Genomic DNA, 23,258 nt, shown 5'->3' with positions numbered 1-23,258 from the left:
CTGGAGCGCCGGGCGAGCGACCAACGGGGAGTGGATCATGAAAACCCACTCCCCGATCGCGCTACTGCTCGCCGTCCGCCACCAAGGCGCTAGTCGATGACAACCGGCCCGTCGGTCGGCTTGCGCGGGCCGTCCTTTGTGTCCATGCCCTTCTCAGGGCCGGTCAGGTGCCCCGGAAGGCCGAGCGGACCGTTGCCCTTGTCGGGTCGGTGATCGGAACCGCTCAGGTTCTGCCTGACCGAGTCCAGGATCGTCAGCCCCTGGCCGACAAGACCCGCCGCGATCTCGCCGAGGCCGTCGGCGCCGTTGAGCACATTGACATTGGCTCCGGCGAGGCCGCCCGCGGCCTCCTTCACGATCTGCGGGAGCTGATCGATCAGCATCCGGTCCAGCGCCACCCGGTCGTACGAGGCGGCGGCCGCGGCCTGGATCTTCATCCGCTCCGCCTCGGCCACGGCCAGCACCCTGATCCGTTCGGCCTCGGCCTCCGCCGGCTTCACGATCTCGGCCACCAGCTGCTGCTGGCGGAGCTGGGCCGCGCGCTGGGCCAGCTCGGTCTGCGCGGCGAGCACCTCCTGCTGCGCGTGCGCCTGCGCCAGCGGCCCGGCCTGCGCCGCCTGGGCCTGTGCGCGGTCCACCTCCGCCGAGTACTCCGCCTTCACCACCGCGGTCTGCCGCGCGTATTCGGCCTGGTTCCGCGCGGCCACCTGCTCCGCCTCGACCGACGCCTGGGTGGCCTGAGCCTGTGCGATCTGGGCCTGCCGCTGGATCGCTGCCTTGTGCGGGGCCGACATCGCGTCGATGTAGCCGACATCGCCGTCGTCGATCGACTGGATCTGCAGCGAGTCCACGATCAGCCCGATCTTGGCCATCTCGGTCTTCGAGGTGTCCAAGACCTCGGCGGCGAGCTTCTGCCGCTCGGTGACGATCTCCTCGACGGTCATCGAGCCGATGATGGAGCGCAGGTGACCTGCGAAGATCCGGCCGGTCAGCACCGACATCTGGTCCTGGTCGGAGAGGAATCGCTGGCCGGCGTTGATGATGCTCTCGGTGTCGTTGCCGACCTTGAAAGCGATGACGGCGCGGACGTGAAGTGCGATGCCCTGCCTGGTGACACAGGTCTCGGTGACCTCGGCCTCGCACATCGACAGCGTGAGGAAGCGGGTCTTGCGGAAGATCGGGAGCACGAACTTGCCATGGCCCGTCACCACACGGAACGGCGCGCCACCCAGCCCGCGCCTGCCGCCCGAGATCAACATGGCCTCGTCGGGAGCGGGAACCCGGTAACCGAACATGCTTCGTCTCCTTAACCAGCGCCGACGGCGCTGCCGCCCAACGCATCCAACGGATCGGCCCACTCGATGACGTCCACTTGGCGAGTGCCGCGGGATCCGATCACGAGCACGGTCGCGCCCCTCGGCAGGGGCTCTTCGGACCAGGCGAGGAAGGTCTCGGATCCGCCTCTGACCCGCACCAGGATCTCGCCGGGACCGGCGGATCCACGGGTGCCGATGATCAGCTCTCCGGAGCAGCCGATCACGGCCTCGTCCTGTGGCACTACCGACCGCCCTCCATCGTTCTGGTTCTCGATTTCGACCTTAGACCCGCCGGAATCAGCGGCCTATCCTCGGGGCCCTCTATGGAACCGGCGCAGTTGAACATCCAGGCCGCTCTGCAGCCTGTACAGCAGCGGAGCAGGCCGGTTACCCCCGCAGGATCGACACTCCCCCCGGCTCGCTGCCGAGCTCCCGCACGCATGCATCCTGATCGACCCGCACCACGGCGCCGAGGTCATGGCCCGCCAACTCAAGCACCTCGCCGAGTACTTGGCTCCCGATTCCGCACAACCGGACACGGTCCGTGCCGGGGCCGCTGCCGCGCCGAGACAAGTGGATGGCCGGCAGCACGATCTCCTTGCTCGCGCTGGTCCTGCGTGTCGAGCAGCACGGGCGGCGGAAGCGCTGCACGCAAGGACGGGTCGCAACGCGGCGGCAAGGACAACCGCAAGAGGGGAGCGACGAGCCCGAAGGGCGCGACCGGCGCGACTGGCCCGAAGGGCGCGACCGGCGCGACTGGCCCGACGGGCGCGCGGGGCGGGCGGGTGCGTGCGGGTCCGACCGGTCTGACGGTCGCGCGGGTGTACGAAGTACGCCGGGCGCACGGGACCGACCGACCCAACAGGTAGCCGTCGAGACGGGACCTGCCGGGCCCACGGCAGGTAGCCGTCGAGACGGGACCTGCCGGGCCACGGTCAATGTCGGGTCAGCGGGGCGAGCGGGTCTTCCTCGACCTCAATCGGGCTGGGGGCCGCGAAGAGACCGGACTGTCGGCCGTGTGCACGGTCGGGTCAGGCGTTGGGACGCTTGCCGTGGTTGGCCTTCTTCTTCTTACGGGCGCGTCGCTTGTTGCCTCGCTTGGCCATGGTGCATATCTCCCTAATTCAGGACTTCAGATGCCTTCGCCAGTCTAGATTCGGCCCATGGTGTCCGCATCAGCGATGACACGCCCACAACGCGCATACCGGCTCCGCCCGCGGCTCACGGGGCCCTGCCGAGCGGGTGGGTCGGCTAGCTCGTGCCCGCGTATACGCGGGCCGCGAACTCCGCGATCTGTTCGTCGTCCAGATTCTTGGCGAGGTTGGCCTCCGTGATCATTCCGACCAGGCTGTGGCCCTTCCCGACATCGATCACCGGCAGACGCTTGATCTGGTGCGTCTCCATGATTTCCAGCGCCTCGGTGGCGCCCGCCCCGGCATCGATCCAGTGCAGGGTCCCGGCCAGGGATCCCGCCTGCACAGCTGCGGGGTCGACTCCTTCGGCACAGCACTTCACGACGATGTCCCGGTCGGTGATCAGGCCCGTGAGTCTGTTGTCATCACCGCAGATGGGAAGGCATCCGACGTTCAAGTCGCGCATCATCTTCGCCGCCTCGAACAGCGACTGGTGCGCACCGACGCATTGCACCCCGCTGGACATGATGTCGCGGGCCGTGAGCTGCTTGTTGCTGGCCATAATTCCCTCTGCCTTCAGTACGTTGGTCCTCCTTCCACGGTCACACGGTCGGCCCCATCCCGCCCGCTCTGCGTGACCGCCGGGTCAGCACTCCTCCACCGGCCCGGCATCGATCTCGGCGTGCTGAGGGCCGCTGTTCGTCGCAGCCTGGATGTATGCCCCGACATCCGCCGATCGTCGTGCACCGGATCGCCGCGTCGGGCGGGCGGCGGGTCACGGTGCGACAGCAGATCATGGGCCTCGCAGACTCCGACCGGGACGTGCTGGAGTTCCTGCGCCTGGCAGGGCTGCCCGATACGGAGGAGCTCCTCGACGATCCGACGTGGGTGGAGTGGATCGGTGACCGGCCGCACGAGTACTACCCGCTGGAGATCATGCCGTGACGTTCGTCCTGTCCGATGACGTTCGCCCTGTCCGATGACGTTCGCCCTGTCCGGTCGCCCTCAGGCGGACACCTTCGGCGTGAGCAGATCCAGGGCCTCCTCCCAACGGAAGCAGCCGGAGCCGCCCGCCTTGGGCTCGTCAGGTTCGTACGCACTGATCACCACGCCCATCTCACGCAACCGGACCAGGCTCTGCCGGTACGCGGGATGAGCGGCCAGGTCCGCGTTCACGCTCGGCAGCACGGCGGTGGGGATGCCGGCACCGTAGGCCTCGCACAGCGTGGCCAGGGCGAGTGTGTCGGCAATGCCCGCGGCCCACTTGTTGATGGTGTTGAAGGTGGCCGGGGCCACCGCGATGGCGTCCGCCGCAGGGAACGGGCGAGGGTCGCCGGGGCCGCGCCAGGCAGAGCGGATCGGGTTGCCTGTCTGTTCCGCCACGGCCTCGGCGTCGATGAAACCGAGGCCCTGCGGGGTTGCGATGACGCCGACGTCCCAGTGCTGCTCCTGCGCGGCGGTGATCAGCTTGCCGACATCGCCGGCTATCCCGGCCGCGCAGACGATGACGTACAGGAACGGCTTCTTCGGCTGCTCGCTCACTCAAGGACTCCCGTAGGCAACTGAGTTGGTGGAGTCCGGCAGCCTACGGCGGGGGGACGGCTCGTGGCTGCCTACGGTCGAGCCGTGGTGCGGAAGCAGCGCTGAGTCCGGTTTCCCTCCGACTGTTTTCGTTTCCTCTCGTTTCCTTCAGACGGAAGCCGGCCTTGGTTCGGTGCTGTGGTACACCGCCAGCGTCCAGATGATGAACAGGTCGATCGCGATCATGATCACCGACCAGACCGGCGCGTAGGGCAGGAACAGAAACTGGGCGACAAGGCTGATCGATGCCAGGACGATACCGGTGAACCGTGCCCATGTGGCGGCCTTGAACAGCCCTGCGCCGGTGATGGCGACACAGATGCCGAGGATCAGGTGGATCCAGCCCCAGCCGGTGAGGCTCATGCCGTACACGTAGTTGCCGAGCCGGCCGTACACATCGTCCTCGGCGATCGCGGCTATGCCCTGGAGCGCGGCGAGGACACCGCCGCACAGCATCAGTACGGCGGCGAATACGATGCCGCCGGTCACCCAGCCGCTGTTCGGTTCCCCGGGCGGCGGCCCCTTGTACATCGGTGTTCCCCTGTCCATCGGGGGTTCCATGTTCATCGGCGATCCCACCGGCTGGTCCTGGCTCATGGGTGCTCCTTTTCTCGTCCCGCACGCCGGTCGCGTACCGGCTTCGAGCGTCGGCCGGTACACACACCACCGCCATACGGGTACACCCGTTCGAGTGACGAGGGCGCGCACTTGTGGAGGCGGTGTCCGTCGGGCCGTGACGTTCGTCCGCACTGCCCTGCGCCATGACTGCACCGTTCGGCCGCTGCCGGGTGGCGACGGATCGCCGGGGCGGACGATCGTGGGGGGCGACAGCGGCTTCGACGGGACGCGGCACCGGACGCGGCCCTGGGCGGGAGGCTCACGTGGTGCACCGCACAACAAATGCTGCGCCGCTACGGCTCTGGGTCACATCCCTCTGTCTTGTAGTCGCCATGACCGTGGCCTACTTCGTGCTACCCCTCAGCGGCTTCGGACCACGCACGCCGGAACTCAGCTGGACCGTCTTCATCGTGGTGCTCACCGCCATCGGGTGCCTGCTGCTGCTTCAGATCAGGGACGTACTCCTCGACAGGCCGGACACCCACCCCGTTGTCGTCATTCTGCTGCTGATGTTCCTGTCGGTACTGGTCTTCTCGGCCACGTACTACGCCCTCGCCCGGCATGCGGGCGCGTTCGTCGGGCTGCGGACGAGGCTCGACGCCCTGTACTTCACCGTGGTCACGCTGGCGACCGTCGGCTACGGGGACGTAGTGCCGCAGAGCCAGACCGCCCGCCTGGTGACCATGATCCAGATCCTCTACAGCTTCGTCTTCCTGACCGCCGCCGCGACCGCGGTGACGCGTCGGCTGCGCAGCCGGGTCGGCGATCGGCTGGGGCACAGCGAGCCGCCGTGACGAGCCGCCGCGACGACCCCCGGGGTCGGTGGAGAGCGCGAGAGCAGCGAAGCATGGTGACGGCCATTTGGATGTCAGGGGAACCAGGGGCGGTGACCGCTCGTTGCCCCCGTGGGCAAAGGAATCGTCAAGAGGCGCGGCCCGCGCCGGATTGCGCAGGGGATTTCCATGGGTGTCAGCCTTTCCAAGGGCGGCAATGTCTCGCTCAGCAAGGAGGCCCCGGGCCTGACCGCGGTCGTCGTGGGCCTGGGCTGGGATGTACGCAGCACCACCGGGACCGACTTCGACCTCGACGCCAGCGCCCTGCTGGTGGATACGAACGGCAAGGTCGTGTCCGACCAGCACTTCGTGTTCTTCAACAACCTCAAGAGCCCGGAAGGCTCCGTCGAGCACACCGGTGACAACCTCACGGGCGAGGGCGAGGGCGACGACGAGCAGATCAAGGTGAACCTGGCGGGCGTGCCTGCCGAGGTCGACAAGATCGTGTTCCCGGTCTCGATCCACGAGGGCGAGAGCCGTCAGCAGTCCTTCGGGCAGGTGCGCAACGCGTTCATCCGCGTCGTCAACCAGGCCGGCGGCGCCGAGCTCGCGCGTTACGACCTGAGCGAGGACGCCTCGACCGAGACCGCGATGGTCTTCGGCGAGCTGTACCGCAATGCCGCGGAGTGGAAGTTCCGTGCTGTCGGCCAGGGTTACGCCTCAGGGCTGCGCGGCATCGCGCAGGACTTCGGCGTCAACATCTGAGCCGCGTAAGCCTGTTCAAGGGCCTGACCTCGCCGAGGGTCAGGCCCTTGCCGCCCTTGCCACCTTCGTCGCCGTCGTCGCTTCGTCGCTTCGTCGCCCGTCATCCGATGTACGCGCCCGCCCGCGCCGCGGACTCGGCAGCCGTGGCCGCACGGTCTGCGGCCGCCTCGTCGAGCGGGTCGCCGCCGGCCAGGACGCGATAGTAGAGCGGGGCGGAGACAGCCCGGATCACTTCCCGGGCGTCGGTGCCCGCGGGCAGCTCACCGCGGGCGACGGCTCCCTCGACACACGGCGCCCATTCCTTGATCCGGTTCGCATAGAAGCGGTGCAGCGCCCGTGCGGTGCGTTCGTCGCAGGTGGCAGCGGCGATCACGGCCTTGAAGAGGAGGCCCTGGCGGGGGTCGGTCAGGGTGGCTGCGACGAGGCGGGCGTTGGACCTGAGGTCCTCGGTGAGAGAGCCGGAGCCCGTACGCGGCACGGACTGTTCGGCCATGTCGGCGATGTCGGCCATGTCCGCCAGCAGATCGGCGATCAGACCGGTGGTCGTGCCCCAGCGGCGGTAGACGGTCGTCTTGCCCACCTCCGCGCGGCGGGCCACATCAGCGAGGTCGAGGCTGTGGAAACCGTGCTCGACCAGGGCGTCGCCCGCTGCCCGCAGCACAGATGCCCGGACGCGGGCGGTCCGTCCGCCGGGCCGGACGGTGCCCGGGTCTGCCGCATCCGCGGATGCGCCCTTGGTTGGCACAACGGACTCCATTCCATGGCCGCTTCCATGGCCGCCGCCTGCTCACACTCAAGTTAAAGGAACCATGGATCCGTTAGAGAATGTCCGGGCAGGGCAGGTAAAACCGGAGGCAGACGTGGCGAGGGAGATGCAATTCAACATGCCGATCGACGTATCCGCCGGTCCCGGCCGCCCGGCGCCGACGCTGCCGGGCGTGGAGCTGGTGTGGTCCGGCCGGGTCTCGGCCCATGCCGACGACACCGCCGCCCACCTGCACCTCCTCGACGCCGACGAGTCCGCGCGCCGCGCTGCCTTCCGGCGAGCCGTGGACCGTGACGCGTACACGGTCGCGCATGTGACCCTGCGCCGGCTGCTCGGCGAACGGCTCGGCCAGGCCCCGGAAGCGATCACGCTCTCGCGCGAACCGTGCACCCACTGCGGCGGACCGCACGGCCGACCCGTCGTTCCCGGCAACCCGGTGCACTTCTCGCTCTCGCACACCGACGGCCTGGTGATGATCGCCCTGGCCACAGTGCCCGTCGGGGTCGACGTCGAGGGCGTCCCCGCCCCGGAAACGGTCGCCGAAGTCGCGACCCAGCTGCACCCGAGGGAGCGTACGGAACTGGCAGCGCTCCCCCCCGAGCACCGCCCTGCCGCCTTCGCCGGCTGCTGGACCCGGAAGGAAGCCCTGCTGAAGGCAACCGGAGTCGGTCTGAACGAGGATCTCTCCCTCACCTATGTGGGAGCCGGCGCCCAACCGGCAGGGAGCGCCGACTGGTTGCTCGCCGACCTGCCCACGGATCCCGGGTTCGCCGCCGCGATCGCCGTACACCTCACCGCGCCCGGCGCTCGGCCGCCGCATGCCACCAACGAGGCGGAGACGGCCCGCTGACCTTCGCCGTGAGCTGGTCGGGATGCAGCCCCAGCGGGCGCAGGGCGTCGGCCCGGATGCGAACGTCGTACCATCCGCGCCAACGGCCGTCGGGGCCTGGACCGCAGGCGTGGTTCCAGTAGATGTCGCTCTCCGCGAAGGGCATCCAGTCGATGCCGCGATCACGTAGTCAAGCGCGTACTGCGGCGGTCGGGTTCGGGCGGCCGGGCAGGTTTTCGTAGGCCGCAACGGTGACCCAGTCGGAGCTCTGCAGGTTCATGCCGTCCATTGTCCCGGCCCTGGACACTGGGCGGCGGCATCGCCGTCGTCCGGCTGCCGAACGCCCAGCGGCCTCAGTAGCGTTCGACCACGCGCTCATCCATGCCCTCGAAGTTATCCACAGGCTGCGGACGACGCGAACGGATTGTCGGGGGTCCGGCGCAGAATGGGGTCATGACTGAGATCACCGACTCGACGCCGGACCTGCCCGGCACGCCAGAGCTGCCCGGCACGCCGGACCTGCCGCCGATGCCCGACTGGGAGAAGCGCTTCCGGGCTCCGCGCGTCTCGCTGCCCGACTGGGCGGAGGACGCGCCGGACCGCTCGCTCTTCGTGTCGAACGCCACGGGGACATATGAGCTGTACGCCTGGGACCGGTCGACCGGCGAGCAGCGGCAGGCGACGGACCGGCCGAACGGCACGACAGACGGTGTGCTGTCGCCCGACGGCGAGTCGATCTGGTGGTTCTCGGACACCGACGGGGACGAGTTCGGGGTCTGGATGCGGCAGCCCTTCGGCGGCGGCGACGACGAGCCCGCGGCACCCGGACTCGAGCCTTCGTACCCGGCGGGGCTGGCGATCGGCCGGGACGGCACCTCGGTGGTCGGCCGGTCGACCGACGAGGACGGCACCACGATCCATGTCGTACGGCCGGGTGCGGAGCCGGTCGAGATCTACCGGCACCGGGAGTCGGCCGGGGTCGGCGATCTTTCGCACGACGGGACGCTGATCGCGATCGAGCACACCGAGCACGGGGACGCGATGCACTCGGCGCTGCGGGTGGTGCGCATCGGGGGCACCTCCCACGCCGAAGGCTGCGGGGGAGGCATCTCGGTCGCCGAGCTGGACGACACAAAGGGGGGCACGGAAGAACTGGGTCTCGAGGTCCTCGGTTTCGCTCCGGTGGACGGGGACACCCGGCTGCTCATCGGGCATCAGCGGCGCGGCCGCTGGGAGCCGATGATCTGGGACGTCGCGTCGGGCACCGAGACCGATCTCGCGATCGACCTGCCGGGCGATGTGAACGCCGAGTGGTATCCGGACGGCTCCGGGCTGCTCGTCGCGCACAGCTTCGAGGCGCGCGGGGAGCTGTTCCGGTACGACCTGGCGGCGCGCGAGCTGGTGCGCATCGAGACGCCGACCGGTTCGGTCTCGGGTGCGACGGCCCGGCCGGACGGACAGGTGGAGTATCTGTGGTCGTCCGCCGCACTGCCGCCGCAGGTGCGCTCGACGGCGGGCGGGGTCGTGCTCGATCCGCCGGGGATGAAGGCGCCGGAGTCGGTGCCGGTGGAGGACGCCTGGGTGGAGGGACCCGGGGGCCGTATCCATGCGCTGGTGCAGAAGCCGGCGGGCGCGACAGGACCGCTGCCGACCGTCTTCGAGATCCACGGCGGCCCGACCTGGCACGACAGCGACGCCTTCGCGGCGGGCCCGGCAGCCTGGATCGACCATGGGTACGCGGTCGTGCGGATCAACTACCGGGGTTCGACGGGGTACGGCAGGGAGTGGACGGACGCCCTCAAGCACCGGGTCGGGCTGATCGAGCTGGAGGACATCGCGGCGGTACGGGAGTGGGCGGTGAAGTCGGGGCTCGCGGACCCCGCGAAGCTGGTCCTGGCGGGCGGCTCGTGGGGCGGGTATCTGACCCTGCTCGGCCTCGGCACCCAGCCTGAGGCGTGGACGCTGGGGCTGGCGGCGGTGCCGGTCGCGGACTACGTCACGGCGTACCACGACGAGATGGAGGCCCTGAAGGCGATGGACCGCACACTGCTCGGCGGGACGCCGGAGGAGGTCCCGGAGCGGTTCGAGGCCTCGTCCCCGCTGACGTACGTCGACGCCGTCAAGGCTCCCGTGTACATCTCGGCGGGCGTCAACGACCCGCGCTGCCCGATCCGCCAGGTCGAGAACTATGTGGACCGTCTGGCGGCCCGCGGCGCGGTGCACGAGGTCTACCGGTACGACGCGGGGCACGGCTCGCTGGTGGTGGAGGAGCGGATCAAGCAGGTGCGGCTGGAGATCGCCTTCGCCGGCGGGCATCTGGGGCAGACGGCGAGCCTGGGATAGGGATCCGTAATCGGGAAGGGGCCCTATCCGGGAAGGGGGACAGGGAGCCGTACCTGCCGCAACGGGCAGGGCGGCGCAGCCGGGAGCGGGAGCCGGGACAGGGGGGTGGGCCGAGAGATCGCGGGCCCGTTCCGTACCGTGGAGGGGTGTACCGGTTCCTGCTGACGCCCCGCTGGTGGGGGATCAATCTCTTCGTCGTGCTGGCGATCCCCTTCTGCGTCTTCATGGGCTCCTGGCAGCTCGGCAAGTTCGAGGACCGCGTCCACACGCACCGGGAGGCCCAGCAGAAGCCCGGCCCCGGTGAGCAGAAGGCCGCGCCCGTCGACGAGCTGCTGCCCGTCGACCAGGAGACGTCGGGGCGGCAGGCGACGGCCACCGGGCGGTACGGGAAACAGTTCCTCGTGCCGGAGCGGGAGTTGGACGGCAAGCGCGGCTCGTATGTGCTGACGATGCTGAAGACCGACGGCGGCCGGATGCTGCCCGTGGTCCGCGGCTGGTTGGCCGAGGGCGGGCGGATCCCCGCGGCACCGGCCGGCCAGGTCACCGTGACCGGCGCGCTGCAGGCCTCCGAGACCTCGGGCTCCGACGGGGTGCACGCCGCGGGCGGGCTGCCGAGCGGTCAGCTCGGCATGATCAGCGCGGCCTCGCTGGTGAACCTGGTGCCGGACCATGTGTACGACGCATGGGTCACGCTCGCCAAGGCGGACGCCGGGCTGAAAGCCGTGCCCGCGGCCGCGCCGGAGGGCAGTGGGCTCGACCTCAAGTCGTTCCAGAACCTCGGCTACACCGGCGAGTGGTTCGTCTTCGCCGGCTTTGTGGTCTTCATGTGGTTCCGGCTGCTGCGGCGCGAGGCGGAGGCCGCCCGTGACAGCGCGCTGGGCCTGGCCCCGGGCCCGGAGCCGGTGTAGACCGAGCCGGACGATGCGGCTGCGGCCGGCCACCGCGGCGGAGCCCCCGTACGCCCTGAACAACAGCCCCTCCGGCGTTTGAGGAGCGGGGCTTGGGGCGGAGCCCCAACAGGAGCCTCGCCGGCGATTGAGGCGCGGGGTCCGGGGCGGAGCCCGGTTGCGCGACGGTCGCTGCTACTGCGCGTTCAGGACACCCGTGCGGTAGATCGTGCCCGCGCATGCGTTGGAGATCGTCGTCTCCGCGCTCGGCGCGCCCGGCTCCGGGACGTGGGTCACCGCGACGCTGCCGTCCGAGGTCCCGCCGTCCTCGGTGACGAGCTGGGGCTGGGTGTTCTCCGACGTCGTGCCCGTGCCGCTGCTGCTCGCGCCCGAAGAGCCCGTCGAGGGCGTGGGGTCGGGCGAGGCGCCGGAGGTCGGGCAGCTGTCCTTCGGCACCCAGGCGAACTTCACCTCGTACGCCGTGTCCGGCTTCAGCAGCAGCGCTCCGGCCTCCTGCGAGGGGTCGGGCAGTCCGCTCGCCGGGTCTCCCGTCGTGTGCCCGACCACCGTGATCTTGGCGGGGTCCGCGGCACCCATCGCCTGGAAGCCGACCGTGCCGGCGCCGCTGACCGCACAGTCGGTCTTGGAGACGTTGGCAATGTGGAAGGTGCCGTACACCTTGCCATCGGCGTCGGGCTTGGCCGCCTGGGTCGCACTGACGCCGAGCTGGTTCGCGTCGCAGGGCGGCGAGGTCGCGGCCACGGTGCCCGACGGGTTGGCGCTACCGCCGACCATGCCGTTCGAGGTGCCGTTGCCGGGCTTCGCCCCCGGCGTCTGGCTGGCACCGCCTTCGTTCTGCTCGGTGCCCTGGCCGCCGGCGGAAGGATTGTCCGTTCCGTTCTCGCCGCCCCCGTCACCCGGCTCGGACCCGGTGCCGCCCTGCGCCTGTTCGCCGTGTCCGGCGTTGACGGAGCGGGCGCCGTCGCTGTCGCTCGAGTTCGCCACATGGACGAAGGCGGGGACGGCGGTGCCGATCAGCAGCGCCGCGGCCGCCATGCCGACGAGCGCCTGCCTCTTGCGGGCGCGCCGCGCGGGAACCGCCCTTCGCAGATGGTCGAGGGCGCCGTCGGAGGGCTCGAGGTCCTGTACCGCGCCCTGCAGCATCCGGCGCAGGGCCATTTCGTCCCCGCCAAAACCCTCAGCGGGTCCTTGACCGAGGCCGCCCTGCTCATTTTCCGGCCCGTTGTTCACAATTCCGTTTCCAGTCCGGTCGTCAAACGGCCCGTCCGGCCCGTACTGCTCAAACCTGTGCTTGTGCCCGCTCATGCCGTGGCCTCCATGGCGACGCGCAGCGCCGCGATGCCCCGCGAGCCGTACGCCTTCACCGAGCCGAGCGATATGCCCAGCGTTTCGGCAACCTGAGCCTCGGTCATATCGCCGAAGTATCGCAGCACCAGCACTTCGCGCTGGCGCCGTTGCAGTTTGCGCATCGCCTTGATCAGCGCGTCCCGCTCCAGCTGGTCGTAGGCCCCCTCCTCGGCGCTCGCCATGTCCGGCATCGGCTTGGAGAGCAGCTTCAGCCCAAGGATCCGGCGGCGCAGCGCGGAGCGGGAGAGATTGACCACGGTCTGGCGCAGATACGCCAGAGTCTTCTCCGGGTCCCGCACCCGGTTGCGCGCCGAGTGGACGCGTATGAAGGCCTCCTGGACGACGTCCTCGCAGGAGGCCGTGTCGTCCAGCAGGAGGGCCGCGAGACCGAGCAGCGACCGGTAGTGGGCGCGGTAGGTCTCGGTGAGGTGATCGACAGTGGTGCCCGCAGCCATGGTGTCTTCAGCCATGGTTCCTTCAGCGCCCTCGCGCTGGGAAGGTATGCGGTTGGTGCGGGGTGCGGGCATGGGAGCAATCACCGGCATGCCGCCGGACGGGCGGCGTCTGCGGAGCGGACGCACTGCAGCGCCGCGGACCGGGACCACCCTGGTGATGTCGAGAACCTCTGCCACGCCTGTTGGACACGCTTCCCCCCGTCAGGGTTGTACGCGTACGCCACCGTTTTTGACGGTGATCCAAATGCGCTCATGCGTACCCGCTCTTCCCCAATGCCCCATTTTTTGCGGCACCGTGAAGGGGCAACCGCAAAGACGCTTCCCGCCCAACTGCCGGTTGCAGAAAGGGGGGAAGCGAATCGTCGAACATCCTTGCACCCCAGTTCAAGTGGTACAGACCTTCGACTTGCTCACAGGATGTACACAGATCTTACAAAGGCCTCCGGTTCCACCGCCCCCATAAGGAGGAGCCGGAACCGGAGTCGGGTCAAGCTCCGAGCCGCGGCCCGATTTCGGCGGCGACCGCTTCCGCGATCTGCGCGGAGTTCAGCGCCGCCCCCTTACGGAGGTTGTCGCCGCAGACGAACAGTTCCAGCGCGCAGACGTCGTCCGGCGCCCGCCGCACCCGACCGACCCAGGTCGGATCCGTTCCCACCACATCCGCCGGCGTGGGAAAGTCGCCCGCCGCCGGATCGTCGTAGAGCACCACACCGGGCGAGGTCGCCAGGATCTCGTGCGCCCGCTCCACCGTGACCTCGTTCTCGAAGCGCGCGTGCACCGCGAGGGAGTGCGTGGTGATGACCGGTACGCGTACGAACGTCGCCGCCACCCGCAGCCCCGGCAGACCCAGGATCTTGCGCGTCTCGGCCCGCAGCCCCAGCTCCTCCGAGGACCAGCCGCCGTCCTCGAGCGCGCCGGACCAGGGCACCACATTGAGCGCGAGCGGCGCCGCGAAGGGGCCGAGCTCGTCGCCCACAGCACGGCGTACGTCGCCGGGCCCGACGCCCAGCTCCGTACCGGCAACCATCGACAGCTGCGACCGCAGCGCACCGACAGCGTCCCGTCCCGCGCCGCTGACGGCCTGGTACGAGGAGACAACCAGTTCGCGCAGCCCGAACTCCGCGTGCAGCGCGCCCACCGCAGGAAGCATGGCGAGCGTGGTGTCGTGCGGGCTCGCGACAATGCCGCGCGGCCGGACCCGTACGGCATGCGGATTGACCTCGGGGACCACCAGCGGCACATCCGGATCCATCCGGAAGGCGGCCGAATTGTCCACGACCACCGCGCCCTTGGCAGCGGCGATGGGCGCCCACCGCTCGGACACTTCGGCCGGCACGAGGAAGAGCGCGACGTCGACGCCGTCGAGGGCTTCTTCGCTCAGCGCGACGACCTCGGTCTCCTCGCCGCGCACGGCCAGCTTGCGGCCGGCCGAGCGCGGCGAGGCGAGGAGTCGTATATCGCCCCAGATGTCGGCGTGCTGCGACAGGATCTGGAGCATCACCACGCCGACGGCTCCGGTCGCTCCAAGGACCGCGAGCGTCGGCTTACGGGTCATCGCCCGGTGCCTCCGTAGACGACCGCCTCGTCGGAGTCACTGTCGAGACCGAAGGCGGTGTGCACGGCGCGCACGGCCTCGTTGACGTCGTCGGCGCGGGTGACCACCGAGATACGGATCTCCGAGGTGGAGATCAGCTCGATGTTCACGCCCGCGTCGGACAGCGCCTCGAAGAAGGAGGCGGTGACGCCGGGGTTGGTCTTCATACCGGCGCCGACGAGCGAGATCTTGCCGATCTGGTCGTCGTAACGCAGCGATTCGAAGCCGATCCCGGCCTTCGCCTTCTCCAGGGCGTCGATGGCCTTGCGGCCCTCGGTCTTGGGGAGGGTGAAGGAGATGTCGGTCAGCGCGGTGGCGGCCGCCGAGACGTTCTGTACGACCATGTCGATGTTGATCTCGGCGTCCGCGATCGTGCGGAAGATGGCCGCGGCCTCGCCCGGCTTGTCCGGCACTCCGACGACCGTGATCTTGGCCTCGGAGACGTCGTGGGCGACTCCGGAGATGATGGCGTGCTCCACCTGCTGGTCCCCTTGCGGCTCGTTGCTGACCCAGGTGCCGCGCAGCCCGGAGAAGGACGAGCGGACGTGGATCGGGATGTTGTATCGGCGTGCGTACTCGACGCAGCGGTGCAGCAGCACCTTCGAGCCGGAGGCGGCGAGCTCCAGCATGTCCTCGAAGGCGATCCAGTCGATCTTCCGCGCCTTCTTCACGACCCGCGGGTCGGCGGTGAAGACGCCGTCGACGTCGGTGTAGATCTCACAGACCTCCGCGTCCAGCGCGGCGGCGAGGGCGACGGCGGTGGTGTCGGAGCCGCCCCGGCCGAGGGTGGTGATGTCCTTCTTGTCCTGGGACACACCCTGGAAGCCGGCGACGATGGCGATATTGCCCTCGTCGAGCGCCGTACGGATCCGGCCCGGCGTCACATCGATGATGCGCGCTTTGTTGTGGACCGAGTCGGTGATGACGCCTGCCTGGCTGCCGGTGAACGACTGGGCCTCGTGGCCCAGGTTTTTGATCGCCATGGCCAGCAGGGCCATGGAGATCCGCTCTCCTGCGGTCAGCAGCATGTCGAATTCGCGCCCGGCAGGGATCGGGGATACCTGCTCGGCGAGATCGATCAGCTCGTCCGTCGTGTCGCCCATCGCGGATACCACGACGACCACCTGGTGGCCGTTCTTCTTGGCATCGACGATTCGCTTGGCGACGCGCTTGATGCCTTCGGCATCGGCAACGGAGGAACCTCCGTACTTCTGCACGACAAGGCCCACGTGCGCTCCTCGCTCGGTTCATTACTGCAGTCGTTGCTGCAGTCACTGCGGTCGGCTCAGTCTAACGAGCGGCCGCTCTCCGCCCCGCTGATGTCACATCGTGAGATGTCCCGCTCACTCAGTGATCACGGGGAGGAGATCACGGCCGCTCGGAACGACTCCTGCCCGGGGTCAGGCGCAGTACGCGGAGTGTGGGGCGGGTCACATGCCGACTACAGATCCGACTGCGGCGCTGTCACACCGGCGGCGACCCAACTCCGTTCCCTTGCAAGCGTTTTGGCATCCGGGCGGCCCTCAGGTGGCCGTGCGCATGCCCAGCGGGCCCGCGAGCTCCTCCGCCATGACCTTGCCGGCCTCCTCGGCCAGCACCTCCTCGGCCAGGTCCTCGTCCGTGTCCAGGCCGTCCAGCTCATCCAGCGGCTGGTCGAGGCGGACATGGGCGACCAGCGACTGCAGGGCGCGCAGCGTCGCGGATGCGGTCGGGCCCCAGTTGGAGAAGTACGAGAACTGCCACCACCACAGCGCCTCGCTGACGCGGCCCGCCTTGTAGTGGGCCAGGCCGTGACGCAGGTCGGTGACGACGTCCGCGAGGTTGTCGGAGATCCGGCAGGCGACCGGGGCCTTGCGCGGCTCGTACGGGTCGAAGACCTCGGAGAAGATGTCCACCGGGTCCAGCAGCACCGCGAACCGTTCGCGCAGGTCGTCGACGTCCAGGTCCGGGCCGGTGTCCGGTTCGTACCGCTCGTCCGGGACGATGTCCTCGTGCGCACCCAGCCGGCCGCCCGTCAGCAGCAGTTGCGAGATCTCCAGCAGCATGAACGGCACCGCACTGTCGGGCTCGTCGCCCTTCGCGACTTCCGTGGTCGCGACGATGAAGGATTCGATCGAGTCGGCGATCTGGACCGCGAAAGAGTCCGGGTCCTGGCTAGTGGCGTGCAGCATGACGTCAGACATCGAGTAGTCGTCTCCCCTCGAAGGCACGCCCGAGCGTGACCTCGTCGGCGTATTCCAAGTCTCCCCCCACAGGGAGACCGCTGGCCAGCCTCGTGACCCTGAGTCCCATCGGCTTGACCATGCGTGCCAGGTAGGTGGCGGTGGCCTCGCCCTCCAGGTTGGGGTCCGTGGCCAGGATCAGCTCGGTGATCGTTCCGTCGGCGAGACGGGCGAGCAGCTCGCGGATCCGCAGGTCGTCGGGGCCCACGCCCTCGATGGGGCTGATGGCCCCGCCGAGCACGTGGTAGCGGCCCCGGAACTCGCGCGTCCGCTCGATCGCGACGACATCCTTCGGCTCCTCCACGACGCAGATGACCGACTGGTCACGGCGCGGGTCCCGGCAGATGTTGCACTGCTCCTGCTGCGCGATATTGCCGCACACCGCGCAGAAGCGGACCTTGTCCTTCACCTCGAGGAGTGCGTGCGCGAGGCGGCGGACATCGGTCGGCTCGGCCTGCAGGATGTGGAAGGCGATCCGCTGCGCGCTCTTGGGACCGACGCCGGGCAGCCTGCCCAGTTCGTCGATGAGGTCCTGAACCACGCCTTCGTACAACGGAACGCCTCTCCTGGAATGCTTTGACGCTTACGGTAGTTGGTGGGCGGCGCCCTTAGAAGGGCAGGCCCGGCATGCCGCCCAGACCCTGGGCGAGCGGGCCGAGCTTCTGCTGCTGCAGCTGCTGCGCGTTCTCGTTCGCGGCCTGGACGGCGGCGACAACGAGGTCCGCGAGGGTCTCGCCAAGCTCTTGCAAAGAGGACGCAGTCTCGGGATCGACGGCCTTGGGGTCGATGACGAGGTTGCGCAGCTCGCCGGATCCGGTGACGGTGGCCTTCACCAGGCCGCCGCCCGCCTGGCCCTCGACCTCGGTCTGCGCCAGTTCTTCCTGGGCCTTTGCGAGATCCTGCTGCATCTTCTGGGCCTGCTGGAGGAGCTGCTGCATATTCGGCTGGCCACCACCGGGAATCACGGTCACTCCTGGCATTTCGACGACGATTGTTCGGTACGCCGAGCCTACGTGGTCACCGGGCGGCCTGCCCCACCCTGCGATGACCAACTCTTTCGAGTGATTTTCGAGCGAGTGGGGTGGAGCGCCCTTAGGGATCAAGACCCTCTTGCGGGCGGAAATACCGGGCTTTTCGGAGCACAGCCCACCATTCGGCGGTAGGAAGGTCGTGCACATCAGGATGCACGCGCGCACCGTTACGTCACGCAGTGTTACGTCAGTCGTCGCGTCTGTTGTCGCGTCCGTTGTCGGTCGTAGAGGAGTGCAAGGGTGAGCCAGCCGGAGATGCAGCCCGGGGGGCCGGCCCGGGAGGAGCGCGGCGAGGCGCCGCGCGGTGATCTGACTGGAATGCCGTTTCCGCTCGGCGACTGGGGAGAGCCGGCGGAGCGCCTCGACGAGCTCTACAGATGGGTCGAGGCGACGGGGCTGCGTACGGCGGAGTGGTACCTGGCGGAGCGCGTGTGGAAGCGGCGCACGGCGCGTGTGCTGCGGATCGGTACGGCTCTGGGCGTGATCGGCGGGGCGGCGCTCGTCCTCCTAGACCTGACGGCCGCGCTGGCCGACGTCGCGGGCTGGGGGTATCTGTCGCTGCTGCTGGGGGCGGCGTGCCTGGCCTGCGACCGGCATTTCGGGCTGACCTCCGGCTGGATAAGGAATGTCGCGACGGCACAGGCGGTGCAGCGCAGGCTTCAGGCGCTGCAGTTCGACTGGGCGTCGGAGTCCGTACGAGAGGTGCTGGGCCCTACGGAGGGCACGGCGAGCGAGGCGGCGGAGCGGTGCCTCGGGGTGCTGCGCCGGTTCTCGGAGGACATCACGGAGCTGGTGCGGTCGGAGACGGCGAACTGGATGGTGGAGTTCCGCCCGGGCGTCCCGGCGCCGCCGGCGATGCAGTCGATGAGCCCGGGCGCGGTACGGCCGGACACGGGGCCGACGCCGGGACCTGGACGGGTGCCGTTGCCGCCGGGCACGCGGCCGAACATGCCGCGGCAGCGGCCGCCGGAGACGCCGCGGTGAGGTGGGGCGGGGGGTGCGGGGTCCCTGCGGGTGTGGGGCGCCTGCGGTGCGGGACCCCTGCGGGTGCGGAGCCCCTGCCGGGCGGGCGTTGTCCTCAATCGCCGGACGGGCTGAAATTCAGCCGCGCCCCAGCGGTGCGGGGTCCCTGCGGGTGGGGGGCGCCTGTGGTGCGGGGCCCTGCGGGTGCGGAGCCCCTGCCGGGCGGGCGTTGTCCTCAATCGCCGGACGGGCTGAAATTCAGCCGCGCCCCAGCCGTGCGGGCCATGCCCTCAAACGCCGGGCGGGCTGATTTTCACTTCCTTCGGGCCGCGATCGCTCGGGTCAGGATCGGCGGGAGCAGGTCCCTGACCAGGCGCCGGGTGCGGGAGCGGGCGTGGGGCGGGCGCGGAGGCGTGGTTGCCGCGGGCACGCGCGGCTCGGGGGTCGGCGCGGGCGTCGAATCCGGCTCCGGCTCATGGCGGGATCGCGGCTGCTCCGGCACCTGCGCCTTCGTGCCCTTGATCCGGATCAGCGGGCGGCCCGCCACCTCCTCCACCCCGTGCCAGAGGTCCTCGCGCGTCTCCAGCCACGCCAGCAGCGCCTCCCGCACCGGCGCAGGGTCGCCCCACGTGCCGTACAGCTTTGTGCCCGTGATGCAGATCGGCTTCAGGCCCGTCGTGGGCACGGCGCCCCACACCGCCGCCGAGACGCCCGGACAGTGCTCGGCACGGAAGTCGTCGAACGCCACGATGCCCTCGGGCTGCAGCAGCTCCCGCGCCGCCTCGATGTCGCCGTGGACATGCTCGTACAGATGCGAGGCGTCGACGTGCACGAAGCGGCAGCTGCCCGGGCTGACCCGGGAGGTGATCACCGAGGTCGGGGCCTGCACCAGCGTCGGCAGCGCGTCGTGGAACGACAGGTAGTTCGCCGCGAAGGCGCGACGCGTGAGCGTCGAGTACGACCGGCCCATCTCCGCGCTGTTGGGATCGTCCGGCGCCGGGGAGTCCCAGAGGTCGCAGACCGTGAACTCCTCCCCGTCCCGCAGATACCCGCCCACGAAGATCGCGCTCTTGCCCAGATACGCGCCGAGCTCGAGCAGATCTCCGCGGCCGTCCGGATCCGTGTCCCGCTGATGGGTCAGGAACCAGTCGAAGAGCAGTTGGTCGGCGGGCCAGAACCAGCCCTTGACGTCCGCGAAACGTGTCGGCCTGGGAAGTTCTTCCACAGTCTCCTTCGCGGTCTGGTCCGCGGTCTCGTCCACGTGCTCCCCCGCGGTCGCCACCGCGGGGGACTGTGCCGGAGTACTCGTCTGTGACATGCCCCGGTCCTACCGGGCCGAGATGTCCCGGAGCTTAAGGCCGCGCATTCAACGGATGTGCGTCAGCTGAAAATGATCATTGAGCCCTGGCCGAGGCTCCGCGTCGCCGCCGCATGCAGCCCCAGCCACACATGCCGCTCCCGCGCGAACGGGCTCTCGTCGTACGGAATCGGGCCCGCCGGCTCCTCCAGCGAGGTGGGACGGTCCGGCGGCTGCGGCGCCTCCGGCGGGTTCGCCGGGTCGATGCCGATCGACGGCGCGACATACTCCAGTTCCCGCAGCAGACCCTGGGTGGAGCCCAACGGGCCGCCGCCCGCCAGCAGTTCGTCGTTGGACAGCGGCGAGCCGAAGTCCACGGGGACGTACGCGCCCGCGTGGTCGTAGTGCCAGACCAGATGCGACTGCTGGGCCGTCGACTCGAACATCTCCAGCAACTGCTCGTAGTCACCGCCCAGTTCGTCCACCGGCGTCACCGCGAGACCGCACAGCTGCAGCAGATACGCGCGACGCAGGAAGTGCAACGCGTCGTAGTCGAAGCCCGCGACCGGCGCCACATCACCCGACAGTCCCGGCATATAGGCGAAGACGGGGACCGTGGGCAGGCCGGCATCGGTGAGGGCCTTGTCGTAGGACGCGATCTCTTCGGCGAAGGGATTGTCGGGGCTGTGACACAGCACATCGACGAGGGGCACCAGCCACAGGTCACAGGCCAAGGGAAGGCTCGCTCTCCAACGGGATCGGGCACGGCATAGGGCGCGGTCGTGCGATGGTCGGGACAGCGTAATGCCACGGATACATTCGGCGAAGGGTGCCGCTCAACTGCCCGTCCGAACGGAATTCTTCGGGTCCTGCACATCCCATACCCACACTCCGCCCACCCGCTTCCCCGGCTGCCCGAGGAGTTTCTCCACGGTCGCATACAGCGCCCCGTCGTTGTACTGCGGCTCCAGCACCACCACGCCCGCCTTCCACGCCGCGAGATCGGCGCGCGCCTGCGCCTGCCAGTTGGGGCCGAGCACCGGGACGCGCCCGCTGTTGCGGACATCGTTGAGGAGGTTGGAGGTGTGGCGGGGCGTCGCGCCGTAGATACCGATACGGTCCGGTCCCCACGGCCCGTTGAAGTAGCCGCCGGCGACCGAGAAGCCGAGCCCGGTGGCCGACTGCCAGTGCAGCGCCTCCGCGCTGCCGGGATACGGCAGCGGCACGGTGACCACCGATTCGCCCTCGGAGACGTACGCGCGGTACATCCCCTCCGTGATGAACGCCGGGACCTCGGGCCGCTCCCGCACCGGATACGGCGTCGGCAGTACCGGCAGCAGGGCCGCCGCCACCGCCGCGAGACCCACCACCTGGTGCACGAGCTCCCGTGTGGCCACCAGCCGGTCCGCGGCCAGAGCGATCAGCACGCCGAGCACCGGCGCGCAGATCATCGCGACCCGCGACTCGATGACCGACTCGAAGAGCGGCTGATGCGCCAGCGCCCGCCACGGGCCCGTCAGCACGGTGTCCGTGTACGGGATACGGAACTTGGGTCCGAGCGACAGCAACGCCGCGGCGAGGCCGGTGAACGCCAGCGCCTTGACCGCCGCGTGCCGCCACAGCCGCACCACGATCGCCGCCGCCAGCGCGATCAGCGGCCAGCCGAAGAAGGCGTTCTGCTCGGTGCGGTTCATCGCGAGCGGGTCCGCGCCCGCGTCGGAGCCCAGCAGCGAACGGCCCGCGAACTCCAGGAAGGCGAGCGGGCTGTTGCCCGCGTTGTCGCCGTGCAGCACGCTCTTGTAGCTCTGCGGGCCGAAGAACTGCCAGCCCAGCGGGAAGGCGATCAGCGGCAGACAGACCACGGCCGCGACACCGAGCCCACGCAGCAGCGGCCGCAGGGCCGCCCGTGCCACATCGCGGCGCAGGAGCGCGTACGAGAGCGCGAAGAGCAGCATGCCGATCGACGCGAGCAGCAGCGGCTCCTCGCCGAGGAAGATCTGGTACGTCGCGAACAGCCCGAGCAGGACCCCGTCGCGTACGACATTGCGGCCCTCGCACAGCCGCAGCGCCCGGTCGATGATCAGCGGGATCATGAAGAGCACAAGGAAGTTGGGGTGCGCGTTGCCGTGCGAGATCATCGGCGGCGCGAAGGCCGCGAAGCCTCCGCCGACGGCGGCCGCCCACCGGTTCTTCACCAGCCGCCGGGCGATCAGCCAGTACCAGGCGGTGGCGGTCGCGGCGAGCCCGAGCGTGAGCACCAGCGCCCAGGTGACCGTCGGCCCGAGGAGCAGGGTCACCGGCGTGAGCGGGACGGAGAACCCGAGCATGACGGTGTTCGCCATCAGGTTCACACCGTCGGGATAGCCCTGCAGGGTCGTGAACAGTGGATTCCGCAGATGCGCGACATTGTCGGCGGTGACCGCGAAGAACCACTCCCACTGGTTCTGGTCCTGCCCGGCGTCGGCGAGGTAGCCGCGGTCGAGGTCGGTCCACAGCCCCTTGTAGAGCAGTACGGAGGCGAGGAGGAAGAGCCCGGTGACGGCGAGGTCCACCCGCCGTACGGCACGCGCGCGCAGCCGCAGCAGCTCCAGCAGCACCTTTCCGTAGTCCAGCGGTCTGACCTTGGAGCCCGCCTGGTGCGACCAGCGCACCGGGACCTCCGTGACCCGCCAGCCCTGGCGCCGGAAGAACCGCAGAATCTCGACGTCGATGCCCCATCCGTCGAGCCGCGAATCGGCGAAGGCAGCGCGCGCCTTGTCTCCGTCGAAGAGCTTGAAGCCGCACTGGGTGTCGTGGATGCCGGAGACGGCGACGGCACGTATGAGCCGGTTGCCCATCCGCCCGAGCCATTCACGCATCCGCCGCTGGTGCACCTCGATACGGGAGTCGGGGTGTGCGCGCGAGCCGATCGCCGCCGCGCTGTCCTCGGCCGCGAGCTGCTTGTCGAGCCGGTCCAGCTCCTCGATGGGCGTCGCGAGGTCCGCGTCGGTGATCAGGACGCGCCGGCCGTACGAGGCGAGCACCCCAAGGCGCAGGGCGCTGCCCTTGCCGCGGTTGCCGTCACTGGAGACCAGGTGGATGCGCTGCTCCTCGGCAGCGGCCTCCTGGGCGATCTTCGCGGTTGCGTCGGACGAGCCGTCGTCGACGACGATCAGCTCCCAGTTGCCCCAGCGGCCGGGTTCCGCGCGCAGATGCGCGCAGATCGCGTCCAGGGTGGGCCGCAGCCGGCCCTCCTCGTTGTACGCCGGAACGACGACGCTCAGGTCCACGCCGTCACCGGCGCTCGCCTCCGCGCTCATGCCCACGCCCCCGTCCGA

At 69.6% G+C, this 23,258-nt stretch carries 24 protein-coding genes; 7 read left to right on the top strand and 17 right to left on the bottom strand.

The window, feature by feature from the left end:
* Window positions 1-89 precede the first annotated feature (89 nt).
* From ACFWDI_RS07255 to ACFWDI_RS07240, 4 genes are all read right to left on the bottom strand, one after another.
* Window positions 90-1,295 (bottom strand): SPFH domain-containing protein, encoded by a 1,206-nt coding sequence (locus ACFWDI_RS07255; RefSeq protein ID WP_385301814.1) that lies wholly within the window; start codon window positions 1,293-1,295, stop codon window positions 90-92.
* Between the two features lie 11 nt (window positions 1,296-1,306).
* Entirely contained in the window at window positions 1,307-1,558 is a 252-nt protein-coding gene (locus tag ACFWDI_RS07250) for a hypothetical protein (protein ID WP_327325094.1), read from the bottom strand.
* Between the two features lie 789 nt (window positions 1,559-2,347).
* Complete coding sequence (locus tag ACFWDI_RS07245; RefSeq protein WP_100661309.1) at window positions 2,348-2,422, bottom strand: 50S ribosomal protein bL37; 75 nt, start codon at window positions 2,420-2,422, stop codon at window positions 2,348-2,350.
* A gap of 145 nt (window positions 2,423-2,567) precedes the next feature.
* Window positions 2,568-3,011, bottom strand: a complete 444-nt coding sequence (locus ACFWDI_RS07240) for a CBS domain-containing protein (protein WP_385301813.1) — start codon at window positions 3,009-3,011, stop codon at window positions 2,568-2,570.
* Between the two features lie 155 nt (window positions 3,012-3,166).
* Between ACFWDI_RS07240 and ACFWDI_RS07235 the strand changes: the two genes are divergently transcribed.
* Entirely contained in the window at window positions 3,167-3,394 is a 228-nt protein-coding gene (locus ACFWDI_RS07235) for a hypothetical protein (protein ID WP_385301811.1), read from the top strand.
* 60 nt (window positions 3,395-3,454) lie between these two features.
* Here the strand turns inward: ACFWDI_RS07235 and ACFWDI_RS07230 are convergent, their stop codons facing one another.
* Together ACFWDI_RS07230 and ACFWDI_RS07225 are read right to left on the bottom strand one after the other, a co-directional pair.
* Window positions 3,455-3,991 carry a flavoprotein gene (locus ACFWDI_RS07230; protein ID WP_385301810.1) on the bottom strand — a complete coding sequence of 179 codons (537 nt, stop codon included), beginning with the start codon at window positions 3,989-3,991 and terminating at the stop codon, window positions 3,455-3,457.
* Window positions 3,992-4,138: 147 nt separating this feature from the next.
* Window positions 4,139-4,591 carry a hypothetical protein gene (locus ACFWDI_RS07225; protein ID WP_385301959.1) on the bottom strand — a complete coding sequence of 151 codons (453 nt, stop codon included), beginning with the start codon at window positions 4,589-4,591 and terminating at the stop codon, window positions 4,139-4,141.
* A gap of 389 nt (window positions 4,592-4,980) precedes the next feature.
* Here ACFWDI_RS07225 and ACFWDI_RS07220 point away from each other — a divergent pair, with 389 nt between their 5' ends.
* Window positions 4,981-5,442, top strand: coding sequence for a potassium channel family protein (locus tag ACFWDI_RS07220; protein ID WP_385301809.1), 462 nt, complete (start codon window positions 4,981-4,983; stop codon window positions 5,440-5,442).
* 168 nt (window positions 5,443-5,610) lie between these two features.
* Window positions 5,611-6,186, top strand: coding sequence for a TerD family protein (locus tag ACFWDI_RS07215; protein ID WP_385301808.1), 576 nt, complete (start codon window positions 5,611-5,613; stop codon window positions 6,184-6,186).
* A gap of 100 nt (window positions 6,187-6,286) precedes the next feature.
* Here the strand turns inward: ACFWDI_RS07215 and ACFWDI_RS07210 are convergent, their stop codons facing one another.
* Window positions 6,287-6,943 (bottom strand): TetR/AcrR family transcriptional regulator, encoded by a 657-nt coding sequence (locus tag ACFWDI_RS07210; protein ID WP_385301807.1) that lies wholly within the window; start codon window positions 6,941-6,943, stop codon window positions 6,287-6,289.
* 127 nt (window positions 6,944-7,070) lie between these two features.
* Here ACFWDI_RS07210 and ACFWDI_RS07205 point away from each other — a divergent pair, with 127 nt between their 5' ends.
* The 3 genes from ACFWDI_RS07205 to ACFWDI_RS07195 all read left to right on the top strand — a co-directional run bounded on the left by ACFWDI_RS07205 (window position 7,071) and on the right by ACFWDI_RS07195 (window position 11,032).
* Window positions 7,071-7,802, top strand: a complete 732-nt coding sequence (locus ACFWDI_RS07205; RefSeq protein WP_385301806.1) for a 4'-phosphopantetheinyl transferase family protein — start codon at window positions 7,071-7,073, stop codon at window positions 7,800-7,802.
* Window positions 7,803-8,309: 507 nt separating this feature from the next.
* Window positions 8,310-10,124, top strand: a complete 1,815-nt coding sequence (locus tag ACFWDI_RS07200) for a prolyl oligopeptidase family serine peptidase (RefSeq protein WP_385301958.1) — start codon at window positions 8,310-8,312, stop codon at window positions 10,122-10,124.
* Between the two features lie 146 nt (window positions 10,125-10,270).
* The gene (locus ACFWDI_RS07195; protein ID WP_385301805.1) at window positions 10,271-11,032 is read left to right on the top strand and encodes an SURF1 family protein; all 762 of its coding nucleotides are present in this window, start codon (window positions 10,271-10,273) and stop codon (window positions 11,030-11,032) included.
* 174 nt (window positions 11,033-11,206) lie between these two features.
* On the opposite strand, the gene ACFWDI_RS07190 is transcribed toward ACFWDI_RS07195, so the two are convergent.
* From ACFWDI_RS07190 to ACFWDI_RS07160, 7 genes are all read right to left on the bottom strand, one after another.
* Window positions 11,207-12,190 carry a hypothetical protein gene (locus ACFWDI_RS07190; protein ID WP_385301804.1) on the bottom strand — a complete coding sequence of 328 codons (984 nt, stop codon included), beginning with the start codon at window positions 12,188-12,190 and terminating at the stop codon, window positions 11,207-11,209.
* 143 nt (window positions 12,191-12,333) lie between these two features.
* On the bottom strand, window positions 12,334-12,924 hold the full coding sequence (locus ACFWDI_RS07185; RefSeq protein WP_385301956.1) for a SigE family RNA polymerase sigma factor: 591 nt from the start codon (window positions 12,922-12,924) through the stop codon (window positions 12,334-12,336).
* 397 nt (window positions 12,925-13,321) lie between these two features.
* Window positions 13,322-14,389 carry an aspartate-semialdehyde dehydrogenase gene (locus ACFWDI_RS07180; RefSeq protein ID WP_385301803.1) on the bottom strand — a complete coding sequence of 356 codons (1,068 nt, stop codon included), beginning with the start codon at window positions 14,387-14,389 and terminating at the stop codon, window positions 13,322-13,324.
* Window positions 14,386-15,657 (bottom strand): aspartate kinase, encoded by a 1,272-nt coding sequence (locus ACFWDI_RS07175; RefSeq protein ID WP_327325084.1) that lies wholly within the window; start codon window positions 15,655-15,657, stop codon window positions 14,386-14,388. Before ACFWDI_RS07175 ends, ACFWDI_RS07180 begins: the two co-directional genes overlap by 4 nt.
* Before the next feature lie 294 nt (window positions 15,658-15,951).
* Window positions 15,952-16,611 (bottom strand): DUF5063 domain-containing protein, encoded by a 660-nt coding sequence (locus tag ACFWDI_RS07170; RefSeq protein WP_385301802.1) that lies wholly within the window; start codon window positions 16,609-16,611, stop codon window positions 15,952-15,954.
* Window positions 16,604-17,203 (bottom strand): recombination mediator RecR, encoded by a 600-nt coding sequence (recR, locus tag ACFWDI_RS07165; RefSeq protein WP_385301800.1) that lies wholly within the window; start codon window positions 17,201-17,203, stop codon window positions 16,604-16,606. Before recR ends, ACFWDI_RS07170 begins: the two co-directional genes overlap by 8 nt.
* A 55-nt stretch (window positions 17,204-17,258) precedes the next feature.
* The gene (locus ACFWDI_RS07160; protein WP_385301955.1) at window positions 17,259-17,615 is read right to left on the bottom strand and encodes a YbaB/EbfC family nucleoid-associated protein; all 357 of its coding nucleotides are present in this window, start codon (window positions 17,613-17,615) and stop codon (window positions 17,259-17,261) included.
* 306 nt (window positions 17,616-17,921) lie between these two features.
* Here ACFWDI_RS07160 and ACFWDI_RS07155 point away from each other — a divergent pair, with 306 nt between their 5' ends.
* Window positions 17,922-18,665 (top strand): SLATT domain-containing protein, encoded by a 744-nt coding sequence (locus ACFWDI_RS07155; protein WP_385301799.1) that lies wholly within the window; start codon window positions 17,922-17,924, stop codon window positions 18,663-18,665.
* A gap of 292 nt (window positions 18,666-18,957) precedes the next feature.
* Here the strand turns inward: ACFWDI_RS07155 and ACFWDI_RS07150 are convergent, their stop codons facing one another.
* The 3 genes from ACFWDI_RS07150 to ACFWDI_RS07140 form a co-directional block, all read right to left on the bottom strand.
* Window positions 18,958-19,962, bottom strand: a complete 1,005-nt coding sequence (locus tag ACFWDI_RS07150; protein ID WP_385301797.1) for a class I SAM-dependent methyltransferase — start codon at window positions 19,960-19,962, stop codon at window positions 18,958-18,960.
* 62 nt (window positions 19,963-20,024) lie between these two features.
* Window positions 20,025-20,675, bottom strand: a complete 651-nt coding sequence (locus ACFWDI_RS07145) for a hypothetical protein (RefSeq protein WP_385301796.1) — start codon at window positions 20,673-20,675, stop codon at window positions 20,025-20,027.
* 102 nt (window positions 20,676-20,777) lie between these two features.
* Complete coding sequence (locus ACFWDI_RS07140) at window positions 20,778-23,240, bottom strand: dolichyl-phosphate beta-glucosyltransferase (protein WP_385301954.1); 2,463 nt, start codon at window positions 23,238-23,240, stop codon at window positions 20,778-20,780.
* Window positions 23,241-23,258: the final 18 nt, after the last annotated feature.

Origin of the sequence: Streptomyces sp. NPDC060064, assembly GCF_042736455.1 — a bacterium.
In the GTDB taxonomy this organism is placed as follows: Bacteria; Actinomycetota; Actinomycetes; order Streptomycetales; family Streptomycetaceae; genus Streptomyces.
The sequence above is the reverse complement of the archived record's forward strand: the minus strand, read 5'-3'. Positions and strand labels throughout refer to the sequence as shown.

Excerpts from the sequence above, each read along its gene's own strand:
- ACFWDI_RS07255 (WP_385301814.1), bottom strand. The coding sequence starts at position 1,295 with ATGTTCGGTTACCGGGTTCCCGCTCCCGACGAGGCCATGTTGATCTCG.
- ACFWDI_RS07240 (WP_385301813.1), bottom strand. The coding sequence starts at position 3,011 with ATGGCCAGCAACAAGCAGCTCACGGCCCGCGACATCATGTCCAGCGGG.
- ACFWDI_RS07235 (WP_385301811.1), top strand. The coding sequence starts at position 3,167 with ATGCCCCGACATCCGCCGATCGTCGTGCACCGGATCGCCGCGTCGGGC.
- ACFWDI_RS07225 (WP_385301959.1), bottom strand. The coding sequence starts at position 4,591 with ATGGAACCCCCGATGGACAGGGGAACACCGATGTACAAGGGGCCGCCG.
- ACFWDI_RS07220 (WP_385301809.1), top strand. The coding sequence starts at position 4,981 with ATGACCGTGGCCTACTTCGTGCTACCCCTCAGCGGCTTCGGACCACGC.
- ACFWDI_RS07215 (WP_385301808.1), top strand. The coding sequence starts at position 5,611 with ATGGGTGTCAGCCTTTCCAAGGGCGGCAATGTCTCGCTCAGCAAGGAG.
- ACFWDI_RS07210 (WP_385301807.1), bottom strand. The coding sequence starts at position 6,943 with ATGGAGTCCGTTGTGCCAACCAAGGGCGCATCCGCGGATGCGGCAGAC.
- ACFWDI_RS07205 (WP_385301806.1), top strand. The coding sequence starts at position 7,071 with ATGCCGATCGACGTATCCGCCGGTCCCGGCCGCCCGGCGCCGACGCTG.
- ACFWDI_RS07200 (WP_385301958.1), top strand. The coding sequence starts at position 8,310 with ATGCCCGACTGGGAGAAGCGCTTCCGGGCTCCGCGCGTCTCGCTGCCC.
- ACFWDI_RS07190 (WP_385301804.1), bottom strand. The coding sequence starts at position 12,190 with ATGGCCCTGCGCCGGATGCTGCAGGGCGCGGTACAGGACCTCGAGCCC.
- ACFWDI_RS07185 (WP_385301956.1), bottom strand. The coding sequence starts at position 12,924 with ATGCCGGTGATTGCTCCCATGCCCGCACCCCGCACCAACCGCATACCT.
- ACFWDI_RS07180 (WP_385301803.1), bottom strand. The coding sequence starts at position 14,389 with ATGACCCGTAAGCCGACGCTCGCGGTCCTTGGAGCGACCGGAGCCGTC.
- ACFWDI_RS07170 (WP_385301802.1), bottom strand. The coding sequence starts at position 16,611 with ATGTCTGACGTCATGCTGCACGCCACTAGCCAGGACCCGGACTCTTTC.
- ACFWDI_RS07150 (WP_385301797.1), bottom strand. The coding sequence starts at position 19,962 with ATGTCACAGACGAGTACTCCGGCACAGTCCCCCGCGGTGGCGACCGCG.
- ACFWDI_RS07140 (WP_385301954.1), bottom strand. The coding sequence starts at position 23,240 with ATGAGCGCGGAGGCGAGCGCCGGTGACGGCGTGGACCTGAGCGTCGTC.